Raw genomic sequence first — 13,707 nt, 5'->3', positions numbered from 1 at the left:
CATAATTTGTATCTGATTATGGAATAAAACATTATCCCAGTAAATATAAGCATTGGAAGGTAGCCAAAGGGATAAATACCAAACCCGAGATTAGGAAGATAATCGACTGAAGCTGTGTATGCTACACCAAATGCAATAAGCACTAAGCGCATTTGTTGCTTTCGAACAGGATTGTCAGCGCGTCTATAGGCGAGATAAAAATTATATAGACTGACTAGCATTTGGGTGAAGAAAAAAGGGATGTAGAAATAATAGAGGAGATTTGCCTTTGGATAATAACCCCAATTATATTTCCAAACGCCATAAATAAATTTATCTGTTGTTAGAACGGATAAACAAAAAAGCCCAGAAACTATAAAATTGATGATTAAAATATTTCGGCGATTTTCAGTTAGATCAGTCAGCGATAGCGTCAGGAAATAAATAGAGCTACCAATAAAGACAAGACCAGCCCAAAGGAATCGTCCCCAAAAAAAGGCAGTCTCTTCGTCTCCAGAAAAATAAACTAGAGTGATTCCTATTAACCAGATAGATATAGAAAAACAGGACAAGAAAAAAGAAAGGTTAACCTGTGTTCTACTACTTTTGAAGAATGTGAAAATGCCTAAAAATAAAATAAGTACCCCACAAAGAAGTACGGGAATCCCAAACGCATTAAAATGGTATTCTCCTGGCAGGAGTTGAATCAAACCGATAACCTCAAATTATTTTTCACGGTTCACTCTCTTAAAGCTATTCCTTGAAGATGTGTTGTTTTTTCCCATAAATAATTGAGTTCGCCAAACGGCCCCCCTGATCGCTTTGGGCCACCGTGAGTTCCAACAAAGGCAGAGAATCCAGTGTGAAGTAAATTGATCCGAATAATCCCGCTACCTTGGATGGATTTTATGAATTTTTTCATGTAACGTTTTGACTCAATCCAGACAGAAGTTCGAAGGCCGTATGTATTCTGATCTAAAAAGGTCATGATTCTAGAAAAGATTATATCATCAGATTCAATCTTGGAAGACCTATCTGAAGCATTTATGAGTGTGAGGAGAGGGAAAAAACCTTCTTCCAGAGTGCATTTCATCGTTTCCGCGATAGGTATATCTTCGACTGTTATAAGAGTTGGAGTGATGAATATTCCACTTGGATCGGGAGAGCCTGCATAATTGATGCGGGTTCCTCCATAAATCAATTGTGCACCTTTTCTTAACGCATCTAAAAGGTATTCATAGAACAGTTCAATTTTCCCTACTGGAGCAAGATAACTTGTTTTGTCATCCGGCAGACCAGCACTTATTTTTTTTATTTTATCTAAAATGATTGATTGAAACTGATCATATATTGCTGGATGTATCACGGCACGTCTTGCTACCATGCATATCTGCATTGAACCGTTAAATCCTTCGATAAGTGAATCCGCAGCGCCTTCTAGATTTGCATCTTTCCAAATCACCATTGTGTCATTACCCGAAAGTTCCAAGATAGGTTTTTTCCCACTTGAATAAATCTGTGAGCCGATATTGAGCCCTGTATGACTGTCTCCGAAATAGACAATATCGCTTACCTTTGGACTTGCGAGCCATTTCTTTAGGATTCCTTCGGAATCACCAATTATTAAATTTACCACTCCGGGCGAAATTTTGTTGGATTGGAGGACGTCGCCGATTACTTTTCTCCAGAGATACATTGTGGATATAGGATTACGAAGTGGTGGTTTAATTATTAGGGTGTTGCCTCCAAGAAGTGCGAAAGCAGCCAATAAAGAATTCGGACATGGAGCATTCCCAGGGGGCATAACACATACCACACCATCCGGTTTTCTGGCGAGGAATAGCTGTTCATCGCCATCGTTGCCTAATTTCCTAAAAAGTTGTTTGAGATAAAAGTTTATTGTCTTTGGTTCATAAGCCTTAACCATTCCCGCATGTTCCCATTCAGCTAATCGTAGCGGGTGGCCTTCCTTAACCATTAAATCGATTAGTTGACTACGATGATTCTTGATGTTGTCGTAGAAATCATAAAAGAGGCGCTTCCTCTTATGAATAGAGGTATGACGAAACTCTTGCCACGCATTAAATGCGGCGTCAATTGCTTCATCAATATAGTTGTCGTAAGCAATGCAGTATGCTGCATACGTACTTTTAAAATTGTTATCCGGTATGGAACCATTCAATATGGTCTCTTGATTCAGCAAAGTCTCTGATGGGTTCAATATCAATTTAGCTGTGTCTGCAGAGAAACCATAAATGCCGGTGTCGACATCCCTGCCTCCAATATACAGCGGGTAGAAATCAACACTAGGAATGTCAGAGATCGATTCGATTCGGGTTAGATTTTTTTCTAAGGGTGGGGAGAATCTTAAGGTAGATTTGTTATTGGCTGTTTTGTTAAGCTCAATACCAATCAAATAACTGTTCCCGTTGTTGAGATAATATGAATTAAAATCTTTCCAGATTATTCTTCCGGATAATACGGTTGATGGACCCCATGTTATTGTGACCTCATTACAGGAGGTCAGCCAATCAGCACCACTCGATAAGGCGATGGCCAGGCCTTGGGAAGATATGTTTACAATCGTTCCATGGATGGCTTCTTTTTCTCTCAGGATTGAATTTTCTGGAAATATATTCGCCGGACAAAGAAAACCGCGTCGTTCTTTTGTCCTTCTGGAGTGTCTTCCTCCTGGTTTCAAGAACTTTTGGTTAAATTCATTGGCGATATCAACTGACCTTTGTCGTCGCTGTTCCTTACGTCTATCGTTAGATAGTACAAGTGATTTGAATCGGCGTCGATCAGTGTCACGTATACGCCTATTATATTTGCTATCTATAACATTCGACATATCTTTCTCCTCACCAGTTAACACAGACCATATTCGTTTGCCAATTCTCGATAAATTATTGTCTTATGGACTGGCGATGGTCCCTCGTAAATCTGCATCAGTTTTGCATCTCGCATTAGTTTTTCCATTGGGAATTCTTTCGAGTAGCCGTAGCCACCGAGAAGATCGAGTGCTTCACTAGTCGCCTTCATTACCATATCACCGGCAAAGTCCTTGGCCATTGATGCTTGTTTGGCGTATCGTTGTCCTTTATCATGTACCCATGCAGCTCGCCAGGCCAGTAATCTTGCCGCATCAATAGCACTTGCCATATCAGCTAGTCTAAACTGTACATATTGAAAATTGGCTAACGCTTGGTTAAATTGTACTCGCTTCTGAACATATCGCATGGCGTGATCCATCGCGGTCCTTGCCACCCCAACTGAGCCTGCAGCAACATTGATTCTTGATCGTGATATAGACAGCATCGCGATTTTATATCCCTCATGTTCTTTACCGATCCTATTTTCTACAGGAATTTTGACATTATCGAAAAATATCTCTGCTGTATTTGAAGCGCGCTGTCCCATTTTATCGAGAGTTTTGCCAATACTGATGCCCTCAGCTTTAGATGGTGTTAGAAAAGCCGTAAGCCCTTTTGTTCCAATGCTCCTGTCAACGGTAGCAAAGACAACATAATAGTCAGAAACACCTCCATTTGTGATAAAACATTTTGAACCATTTAGAATATAGTGATCTCCAACCAATTCAGCTCTTGTCGCAATACGGCTTGGATCTGAACCAGCATCTGGTTCAGTGAAGCAAAACGAATACAGAGTTAACTGACGACAATAGGATGTTAAATATTTCTCTTTCTGCGATTCTGTTGCAGCGATAAGAAGTGGACTTATTCCAAGAAGATTGACCATAATTGATGTGGTAATACCCACGCAACCTGCGGCAAGCTCTTCTGTGATCAACGCCGTTTCAAAAATTCCTAACCCATTTCCGCCAAACTTTTCTGGGATGTAACAAGTCAATAAGCCAAGTTCAAAAGCTTTTTGGATTATATCCCGAGGAAATTCTCCGGTTCGATCGTAGTATCCAGCAACAGGCTCGATCTCTTTTTCGGTAAATTTTCGTACGGTTTCTTGCAATGCTTTTTGTTCATCGGTCAGTTCAAAGCTGACTCCGTTTAACAGAGAGGTCGGGTCTTTTTGAGTGAGAACAGTGGGTTTCAAATTGGCAAAGGCTGTTTGTCCAATTCTGAAAGTATGATTTGGAAGATTGGCTGCCTCCTGGGCTAAGGTATCCTTTGAGGCAACGATTCTCAATGATGATTTCTGCTGGGTAATAGTACTCTGTTTGAGGGTTTGAAACGCTGTTATTAGAATTCTCTGCTCAAAATCACGAATAGCGGTAAATTTAATTCCGATCACATACTGTCCAGATTCTTTATCGTTTACCAAATGGCAAAAGACAACCTGTCCCGAAATATTGACAAAACAAGCATGCTCTCCAAAGGAGAATTGAAGGATTGTAGGATCTCCATTGTTTAGAGCAATAGTGCTGTAAACGAGAAGGCCTCCTAAACTTATATTTTGCGTATGGCCGTGTATCTCTTTTCCTTCTGATTGTAGATAAACTTGGATATTAATATTTTCTCGATCAAAGTGACGTATTTGCGAGAACAGGCGTCGTCGTTCTGGCGAGATCGGTTCTTCAGCGATCCTTCGTTCGGCTGTCCTTCTATCGTTAAAATTGATTGGTACGGCGTTCTGCCTTCTGTCGAAGAAAACTGAGGTTTTTGTTTTCATTGGTTCCTCCATTGAAATATAAAAATATGGTTAAGAATCAATGGTGCATACCATTGAAGATCTTGCAGATTAAATGGCTTATGCAGAACGTTAATGCCGCGATGCTTTCAAAATGCCGATGATGCCGGAGGGCTGATAATGTTGCATCGCTCGCAAGGACTGGAGAAGCCGGTTGTTAATACGATATGAGAATCTTCCCTCTGCAGCTTAATGCGTCTGTTCACGCAAAAGCGACATAACATGCTTCCAGTGCAAGAAAGAGATATTCCAGACTGCGCTGGGTCGCTTCCTTGACCTTCTCCTGGTCCTTTAGCGATACTGCATGGAGTTTAATAATCTCGAGCGCTTTGTAGGGGTGGCGGTGATCATAACGAGTGTGCATTTCCATCCACTGGCACGCCTTTCGATCAAGATGAACCCATTCAAACAGCTTATATTTATTCAACTCCTTAACCATGATTGCTGCTATTTCTTGGGTGATTCCCTCGATCGCATAGTGTAATGCAGCCACCGATTCGATAAAGCTAGCCCGGGTAGTGACCGACCACATCCAGTGTGTCAGTGCCTCCACTTCTGCCAGGATAGGAGATTGAAAGAGCTCTTCCGTGCTCACGCCGAATCCCTGAGCCATGTCAACCCACTGATCGGCATGGCGCTTCTCAACACGGATATTATCAATGAGATACGTCCGCGACATCGGATCGTTTGCCCTCGCCAAATTCAACGCTATGAAATGAGGGACACTGTGAATAAAAGGATAAAACTGAATATTCCATCCCCGGATTTGCTTTAGCGAAAGTTGCCCTTTAGATGTTTCCTGGACCAAACGCGACTGCAAAATTACCTGACGATACGGTTCAAGGGATTGGTTCATTTTGATAACCCAGTCGGGATCGGGGGTAAATCGAAGCTCCTGTTTTTTTCTCCTTCCCCCCACCGTGGTGCGCCTCGTTTCCGGCGACGTTATTTGGTTGATCGGCATTTCCCTTATTTGGGTTATCGCTTTACTGATTAACGGAAGCATCGGCAGAGCTCCCGGCTGTTTTTCAACGAGGTGTCGCTCATCTGAGATAAGAATACTGATTCCGAACTGGTCCTCTGTTGCATCCTTTTTGCTGATCAAATCAATGGTCGCAGCGAGCACTTTCTGGTTAAATTCGCCTGAGGTCCGAAATTGGATGCCAACTGCCTGCGACAACGATCCTCTCTCCTCCAATGAACGACAGAAAACTATCCGACCGAACAAACGAAGAGAAAAGGCATCCTGTTCCGAGAAGAGATGCAGGAAGACCTCCAAACCTTCGCGCAATGGCGTATTCGTTCGAATCATTACCCCCCCGGGGCTGATATTTACCATGTGACCGACCCTGTCTTTTCCCTCAATCTCGAGACGGATAGGTAGGACGATACCTTCTCGCTCCTGACATCGGATTCTCGAAGCAGGACGGCGCCGCTCCGGCGAGTAAGCTTCAACCCGTTGACGCCGCTCTCCATTGCGCCGGTCATTGGTCTGCAACAATATATTGATCCTCCGTCGCTCATGAAATAGGAGTTGACTCAACATCTCTATCTCCTTGACGATCATTTATATTAATAAGTAAATGCTTTAATATTTATGTCGGAGAACTTTAGTCATAGGCATCGGCGCTAAAGTGATGTTGTATTTCGTCAAACTCTCCACCGTTGGGTTGAATTTCGTTCTAGAATTGACTTTGCCCGGTGTTGAAGCTCTGCGAGGTCGAACGGTTTTTCCAGAACGGTGATGCGGGTTCGATTGAGGAACGCCGACGTCACTGAATTGACAGCATCCCCAGTGATTAAAATGGTCCGATCCAAGATCTCCGGATAGACGCGGCCGACCTGCTCCAGAAACTGAATCCCGCCCATCCCCGGCATACGAATATCGGCGACCAGCAGGTCATAGGAGGTTTTGGTCAATTGTTCCAAGGCGGCTTCTCCGCTGTGCACCGCATCGACAACAAATCCGATCTGCTCCAATGCCGTCTTGCAGACCTCCAGAACCATCGGCTCATCGTCCACCACCAGCGCCCGTCTGTCTTGATGGAGTACACTTGTTTCTGAGGGGAGAGTGGGAGCAGTGGATGCAGCGGTACGGATCGGCAGCTCAAACCAGAAGCGTGTCCCGATCCCTTCCTCAGAGATAAATCCGAGCTTCCCGCCATGAGATGCGATGATCCCATGCGAGATCGCCAATCCCAACCCCGTTCCTTCTCCTTCCGGCTTCGTCGTGAAAAAAGGCTCGAAGAGCCGGGACTGAACTTCCTTGGGAATTCCCGGACCATTGTCCCCAATTGTGATTCGTAGGAGCCCTGCAGTTTGTTCCGAAACAATTTGGATTCTCCGTTCTTCCTCATTTATCAAAACGGCTTGGTGAGCATTGTTGATGAGATTTAACAGAACCTGCTTGATCTGGTTGCCATCCACAAGTGTTTTGGGAAGACGTGGATCGAGATTCAATTCGAGTACGATATTGTCGGTGCGAAGGTAAGAGGCGTTCAGCTCCAAAACAGAATGAATCAAGCTGTTCAAATCGTTTCCTTGCCAGAGCGGGGGAGATTTGCGTGCAAAGTCCGAGAGGCTTCTTATAACAGCGGCACATCGGCGCGCTTCCCTGGAGATGGTGTCTGCACACTGATGCGCCTCTTTAGGAAGAGGCATGCCTAAGAGAAGCTCAGCAAAACCGATCACCGGAGTCAGTGGATTGTTCATCTCGTGTGAGAGGCCGGCCACCAAGGTTCCCAGCGCCGCCATTTTGGCCGAGTGAATCAGTTGCGTCTGAGTCTTTCGCAGCTCGGCGAGCGTTTTCTCCAGCGCCTGGTTTCTCATCTGAATTTCTTTTTCGAGCGTCCGAAGGTTTAGAAGTGATCTCACGCGCGCCTTCAACTCTTCGGAGCTAAATGGTTTGGTCAAGTAATCATCGGCCCCTTGGTTCAATCCTTCGATCTTCATCGACAGATCGGCCTTGGCGGTGACCAAGACCACCGGGATGTGACGCGTTGTGAGGTCCTCTTTTATTTCACGGCAGAGCTGATAACCATCCTTCATCGGCATCATGATGTCGGCGAGGATCAGATCGGGAGGGTCGGTCTTTGCTCGCTCAAGCCCTTCGGCTCCGTTTCGAGCAAGAGCAACGTTATAGTCCCCCTGAAGGAGAGTGCCGATGAAGTCGAGCATGTCGGAGTTGTCTTCAACGATAAGGATCTTCGGTCTGCTCTTTTCTTCCGTTGCGAATTGCGGAGGGAGTGCAGCGGATTCTTGAAGGATTCTTCCTTCCGCATACTCCGCCGTCTTGTGAAGCGAGCGGAACCAATTCTCCTCTGAATTTTCTTGGCAAGGTGTGAAGAGGCTTGATATGGGCATCTCTTTAAGAGAAGGAAGGGTGAAGGAGATGACCGTTCCCCTTCCGACTTCACTCTCGACCCAGATCTTTCCTTGATGGAGCTCCACCAACTCTTTAGAAAGGGCAAGGCCGATCCCGGTTCCTTCGTGTTGTCGGGTGGCGGAGGCATCGAGCTGTGTAAAACGGCTGAAGAGCTTGTGAAGATTTTCTCTGCCGATGCCGACGCCCGTATCCGATACTTTGACAACAACATGCCCCTCTTTTTCCGCGCAGGAGAGAATAATTTCTCCGCCCCGTTCGGTAAACTTAATGGCATTAAATAGCAGATTCAGGAGGACCTTTTCGATTTTATCGCGATCGAAATAGAATTCGATCACGCTTCTATCAGCCAGAAATGAGACGTGGATCTGTTTTTTGTAGGTGAGAGGGGTGAGAGAAGAGATAATCCCTTTAATAAATGCCACCAAGTCGGTCTTTGAATAAGAAAGCGGCATTTTCCCGGTATCGATCTTTGCCAAATCTAATAAGTTGTTGATGAGTTTAAGAAGACGAAGTCCGTTCTGATACATGATCTGAAAGTGTTTTCGCTGTTCTTCCGGAAGATTCGGTTGATTGAGAAAAGATTCGAGCGGCGCGAGAATGAGCGTAAGGGGCGTTCGAAACTCGTGAGAGATGTTTGCGAAGAACTGAGATTTGATGCGGTCGAGCTCCTGGAGCTTCTGATAGGAGCGTTCTAATTCTGTCTTACTTTCAGAGAGCTCTTTTGTTCGTTCGGAAAGCTCATGCGTTCGCGTAGCAACCTTTTCTTCCAACTCCGAGGCCCAGCGCCGGAGCTCTTCGGACATTTTGTGGACATCTTCGTACAAAAGGGAGTTAGAAAGTGAAATGGTCGATTGAGCTCGAAGCGTCGATAGGAATTCGATATCTTCACGGGTGAAGGGCTTGAGGTTATCTTTCTCGCCTAGGTTGATGACGCCGATCAGTTGATCTTCATGCACTAGAGGGAGAGCTATCTTGGCTGACAACGCTTCGAAATAATTTCGCGCCGGAATTCTAATCTCTTTATATTGGGGTTCAGCTTCGATCTCATTCCATTCAATGACGCGATCTTTCACTTTCATCCAATTGAGAAAAGAAGCATGAGTCGAAAGATCGACATTTTGGTTTGGCCCGTTGATGTTTAGATAGCCCTGTTTTTTCTTTTCCCACAGAATGATTGAAGAATGGGAAACATACATGGCTTCTCGAATGGTGGCCGCAATTTTCTCTGTTAGTTCCATTAGATCCTTGAGCAGAGCGAGTTCCTTTACCATTCCATGCAGGATTTTTTCCATGTCATACTTTCGCCGCTGGAAAAAGTGGTCGATCCGGGGTTGAACGGTTTTGATGTAGAGGACTAGAAACACAAAGTACGCTGAGATCAGAGCGGAAATCTGGAGGTTGGTAAGATCCGCTAGCCACCGCTTAGCCGGTAAAATGACGACCAGGATCGGTATAAGGGCCAAAGAGAAAGTTGTCAACCACATTATGGTCATGTGAATGACGGTTCGAATATCCATGAGTTGATGGCGAACAATGGAATAGGTTGTGGATACCGCAAAGAAAGGAACGGCATACGTGCCGTATTCATTTAAAAGGGGGATTTTAATATCATAAACGAGGAGGAAGTTCGCGCAACCTCCAATCCATCCGCCGATTGAACTCCAGAAGAAATATCCGATTTGAACTTTTTTCGAGGGTGAGGCAGAGGAGTAAGCTTGATATAACTTTAGTTGTCCGTAAATCACACATGATATGAAAAAAATAATCATATAAATATATAACGGACCGGGCTTAATGAAGAAAGAGAAAAGATTGCTTGGCCCCACACCCGAGATAACGAGAGGAGTAAAACAGAGAACGCTAAGCAAGGTGCTCACCCCGTATAGGGCAATAAGTTTCCAACGAGCGATCTGCAACCCTAAAAGCGTTAAAATGAAATGTACAAAGAGGGTTGGAAGGTGCATGTCTCCGGCTTGCATAATTCGGCCCCAGAATAGGGCCGATTTTTCATTTGAGCTTTGTATAAGGAGAATCTCAAAAAAGCTCCACCATGAAATAGAGAGGCACCAAAGAAAGAAGAGAACGCCTAAACGTTCACGTCCTTTTCTTATAAGAACGAACAGTCCGAGAAGGAATACGGTAATTGCCGTGAGAGCGAGTCCGGCCGTTAAATGAAATAAGAACATACGAGAGCCGGCCTCCTCTTTTTTGAGTTAAACTCAGGTATTGGTATCCATATCCTGAAGTAGCTGACTGGACCAATGCAGCACTTCAATTCTGATCGTTCGTTTAAACGGATGGGCGATTTTATAGGCAGAGAAGAGGGATGAGAAAAAAAGACAAGACGATTTTGGAGAAGATCTTTGAGGCAGTATGCACGGATACTCAAAACATCCGCTGTCGGCATGACAGTCCTCCCCATAGCACCTCCCTGTGCGGGTTTTGAATCGGTGTGGAGAGGGTGGAAGTTCACCCCCGTTGCGCCAACTTACAAGACCAGATGATAATTCAAAAGCAGAATTTCACAATATACCTATTTACAACAATGTCAATAAAATTCTTCTTGTCTATAACCGGAGCGGTATTTTTAGACGGTCTTTCAGCTATAGTCCTCAGGGGTGCTCCCTGGCTTTTGACAGAGGATTCCGTCCTCTTTAATGAAGTCCAAAAAAAGACTTAGCTATCGTGTCTTAAGACAGGTCTCAGTTTAGGCTGAAAAATAGAAAGTCTTTCAGAAAGATAGACATCTTTCAGCTTTATGGCATACTGAATGAGTATCAATCGACATTTTAAATTTCTTGGCGGAGGCAATTCCGGTTCTGAAGTCGAGTTCATTCCGAAAGGGTCATTTTTGAAAACGCAAGCCATGGCCGACTGAAGTGGGAGAAGAGAAGATGAGTGATATCTCGGAAGACAGCGTCGCCGGAACGTCGATCCGCCTCCTGGCGGATAAGGAAGCGCTGGAAAAAGAGATCGCGGAGCGGAAAAGGATCGAGGCGGAATTAAAGCGCAGCCTCTCATTGCTGAATGCCACACTCGAAGCCACCGCCGACGGCATCCTCGTCGTGAATCAGCAGGGTAAGATCGCCTTGTTCAATTCGAAATTTATAGAGATGTGGGAGATCCCGCATCCTGTCTTCACTTTGGGAGACCCGGAGAAAGCAATGGCCGCTCTCCTGAAGCCGATCAAGGATGTGGAAAGCTTTTCGGCAAGGCTCAACGCGCTCAACCAATCGGATTCGGAGAATCAAGGCACGTTGGAATTGATCGATGGGAGAATACTGGCATGGTACGCGAAGCCGCAGCAGATCGGCGGAGAGCGGATCGGCCGAGTTTGGTGCTTCCATGACATCACGGAGCGGAAGCAGGCGGAGGAGCGTCTCAACCACTTGACCAACTTTGACCTCCTTACCAACCTTCCGAATCGTCTTCTCTTTCGGGACCGTCTGGGGCTGGCGATTTCACGGGCTCCCTGGCATAAACGATCGGTCGGCGTTCTCCTGCTTGATCTCGACCGGTTCAAAGTGGTGAACGAGACGCTCGGGCAAGCGATGGGGGATTTCCTGCTGAAGGCCGTGTCGGAGCGGCTGTCCGCCACGGTGAGGGAGGGAGATACCGTCGCGCGGCTGGGAGACGACATGTTCGGTTTGATCCTGGACGATCTCGCGCAACCGGCCGACAGCTTTCGCGTTTCTCAAAAAATTCTCGACTCATTGGGGAAACCGTTTCAGTTAAAGGGACAGGAGATCTTCGTTTCAGCCAGCATCGGAATTGCGATTTTTCCCAATGACGGAGACGAGATCGATCTGCTGATGAAACATGCCGACACGGCGATGTATCGCGCCAAAGAGCAGGGCGGGAACAATTACCAGCTCTATGCGCCGGCGATGAATCAACATGCCACCAAACGTCTCGCTTTGGAAAACAATCTCCGCCGTGCGTTGGAGCGGGGGGAGTTCCTGCTCTATTACCAACCCAAGGTCGATCTCACGACGGGACAGATCGTGGGGATGGAGGCCCTGATCCGATGGAAATCCCCGGAGGCCGGAATGGTCTCTCCCGCGGACTTCATCCCGCTTGCGGAGGAGACCGGTCTCATCGTTCCGATGGGGGAGTGGATCTTGCGCACCGCCTGCGCGCAGAACAAGGCTTGGCAGAAGCAGGGGCTTCCGCCGGTGCGAATGGGGGTCAACCTTTCGGCCCGCCAGCTTCAAAGACAAAATCTCATCGGAACCATCGCCCATGTGCTGAACGAGACCGGCCTCGATCCGAATTATCTGGAGCTGGAATTGACGGAAAGTCTGATCATGAAGAGCAATGAGAGCACGATGACCGAGCTGCGGGAGTTGCATTTGGGAGGGATTGAAATCTCGATCGACGATTTCGGAACGGGATACTCTTCCCTCAGCTATTTGAAGCGGCTTCCGATCGACACGCTGAAAATAGATAAGTCCTTCGTGCAGGAGGTGACGACCGATCTGGACGACGCCGCCATTGTGGCTGCGATCATCACGATGGCCCACACATTGAAGCTGAAAGTGGTGGCCGAGGCGGTGGAAACGGTCGAACAGTTGGAATTTTTACGAGGGTTGAAATGCGATCAGATGCAGGGCTATCTTTTCAGCAAGCCTTTGCCGGCGGAGGAGATCACCCGGCTTTTGGCCGAAGGAAAACATTTGTAAGTTGTCGTTCCTCTTTCCGGTAGGTCCCCCTCCGTACAACCGGGTCATCCCTCAAGCAAACCGTTTCCATCCCGATCTGTTCGGTTCGAGAGATTTCTCCAGCAGGCGCTAGCCCGGGTTGAAGATCTGCTTGAGTTTTTGCATTTTATTTTTTCTGTCGAGTGTTTTTGAAATATTCATGACGACTTCGGTAATCGTGAAGGGCTTCAACTCATATCCGCTGGCCCCCTTTCGGATGAGCTCGATCGCATTTTTCAACGTTCCGTGACCGGTGATAATCAACACCTCGACCTCCGGATGCGCTTCCTTGATCCGACTGAGGACTTCTTCCCCCTGCATCCCCGGCATCTTTAAATCGAGCGTGACCAGATCGATCTTCTTCTTTTGTATGATTTCCAACGCCTGCGGACCGTCTTCGGCGATTTCAATGTTGTAGAACGGCTTCAAGATGAGCTTCAGCGACTCGCGCGGTCCGCTCTCATCGTCGACGATGAGGATGGTGTTTTGGGTGTCCATAGCGATCTCCTAATTTTCACATCGGTATTGAGAGCAAGAGACATGCCTGAAAGGTATGAAGAGGAGCTTTCCCGGAATGGATCAATTTCGTTGACGAAAAGGGGGAGATACATGAAATATGGGTGAGTATTTCATGTAGGTTAGGACCGGTTCTTCTTGTACAAGAATGTACGCTTGTTGTGCCGAGGGACGGCGCGGGTTATTAGAATTGTGTGGAGGGGTATTGATATTTGGTGGAGCTGCGGGGGAGTCTCACGCGCTCGACGAGCCCGCTTCCCCCAGGGGGCCTGCCCCCTAGGGCGTCCCAAATAACGGGACGGTGACCCCCGAAGCGTGGAGGAGCATCTCCCCCACACCCCCTCGTTCGATCCCCCTATGGAGAAGAATTAAAATTTGGTGGAGCTGCGGGGGATCGAACCCCGGACCTCCTGATTGCGAACCAGGCGCTCTCCCAGCTGAGCTACAGCCCCGTAAAGGCAG

General features: G+C 46.6%; 6 protein-coding genes, 1 tRNA gene and 1 pseudogene. 1 reads left to right on the top strand and 7 read right to left on the bottom strand.

The features are described from left to right. Positions 1-5: 5 nt before the first annotated feature. The 5 genes and pseudogenes from MNODULE_RS25440 to MNODULE_RS10560 all read right to left on the bottom strand — a co-directional run. Positions 6-689 (bottom strand): annotated as a pseudogene (locus MNODULE_RS25440) (histidine kinase N-terminal 7TM domain-containing protein); the annotation flags it as partial. Between the two features lie 29 nt (positions 690-718). Then, positions 719-2,830 (bottom strand): aldehyde dehydrogenase family protein, encoded by a 2,112-nt coding sequence (locus MNODULE_RS10575; protein WP_168059547.1) that lies wholly within the window; start codon positions 2,828-2,830, stop codon positions 719-721. Positions 2,831-2,847: 17 nt separating this feature from the next. Next, entirely contained in the window at positions 2,848-4,626 is a 1,779-nt protein-coding gene (locus MNODULE_RS10570; protein WP_168059545.1) for an acyl-CoA dehydrogenase family protein, read from the bottom strand. Positions 4,627-4,846: 220 nt separating this feature from the next. Further along, entirely contained in the window at positions 4,847-6,190 is a 1,344-nt protein-coding gene (locus tag MNODULE_RS10565) for a thiaminase II/PqqC family protein (RefSeq protein WP_168059543.1), read from the bottom strand. 104 nt (positions 6,191-6,294) lie between these two features. Beyond that, positions 6,295-10,215: an ATP-binding protein gene (locus MNODULE_RS10560; protein ID WP_168059541.1), complete on the bottom strand. Its 3,921-nt coding sequence runs from the start codon at positions 10,213-10,215 to the stop codon at positions 6,295-6,297. 708 nt (positions 10,216-10,923) lie between these two features. On the opposite strand from MNODULE_RS10560, the gene MNODULE_RS10555 reads away from it, so the two are divergent. After that, positions 10,924-12,711, top strand: a complete 1,788-nt coding sequence (locus tag MNODULE_RS10555) for a putative bifunctional diguanylate cyclase/phosphodiesterase (RefSeq protein WP_168059539.1) — start codon at positions 10,924-10,926, stop codon at positions 12,709-12,711. 108 nt (positions 12,712-12,819) lie between these two features. Here the strand turns inward: MNODULE_RS10555 and MNODULE_RS10550 are convergent, their stop codons facing one another. Beyond that, positions 12,820-13,227 (bottom strand): response regulator, encoded by a 408-nt coding sequence (locus tag MNODULE_RS10550; protein ID WP_168059537.1) that lies wholly within the window; start codon positions 13,225-13,227, stop codon positions 12,820-12,822. A 394-nt stretch (positions 13,228-13,621) separates the two neighbouring features. Continuing rightward, a tRNA-Ala gene (locus MNODULE_RS10545) sits at positions 13,622-13,697 on the bottom strand. Positions 13,698-13,707: the final 10 nt, after the last annotated feature.

This window comes from Candidatus Manganitrophus noduliformans (assembly GCF_012184425.1).
In the GTDB taxonomy this organism is placed as follows: domain Bacteria; phylum Nitrospirota; class Nitrospiria; order SBBL01; family Manganitrophaceae; genus Manganitrophus; species Manganitrophus noduliformans.
This window is presented reverse-complemented; position numbering and strand designations above follow the sequence as displayed.

Excerpts from the sequence above, each read along its gene's own strand:
- MNODULE_RS10555 (WP_168059539.1), top strand. The coding sequence starts at position 10,924 with ATGAGTGATATCTCGGAAGACAGCGTCGCCGGAACGTCGATCCGCCTC.
- MNODULE_RS10575 (WP_168059547.1), bottom strand. The coding sequence starts at position 2,830 with ATGTCGAATGTTATAGATAGCAAATATAATAGGCGTATACGTGACACT.
- MNODULE_RS10570 (WP_168059545.1), bottom strand. The coding sequence starts at position 4,626 with ATGAAAACAAAAACCTCAGTTTTCTTCGACAGAAGGCAGAACGCCGTA.
- MNODULE_RS10550 (WP_168059537.1), bottom strand. The coding sequence starts at position 13,227 with ATGGACACCCAAAACACCATCCTCATCGTCGACGATGAGAGCGGACCG.
- MNODULE_RS10565 (WP_168059543.1), bottom strand. The coding sequence starts at position 6,190 with ATGTTGAGTCAACTCCTATTTCATGAGCGACGGAGGATCAATATATTG.
- MNODULE_RS10560 (WP_168059541.1), bottom strand. The coding sequence starts at position 10,215 with ATGTTCTTATTTCATTTAACGGCCGGACTCGCTCTCACGGCAATTACC.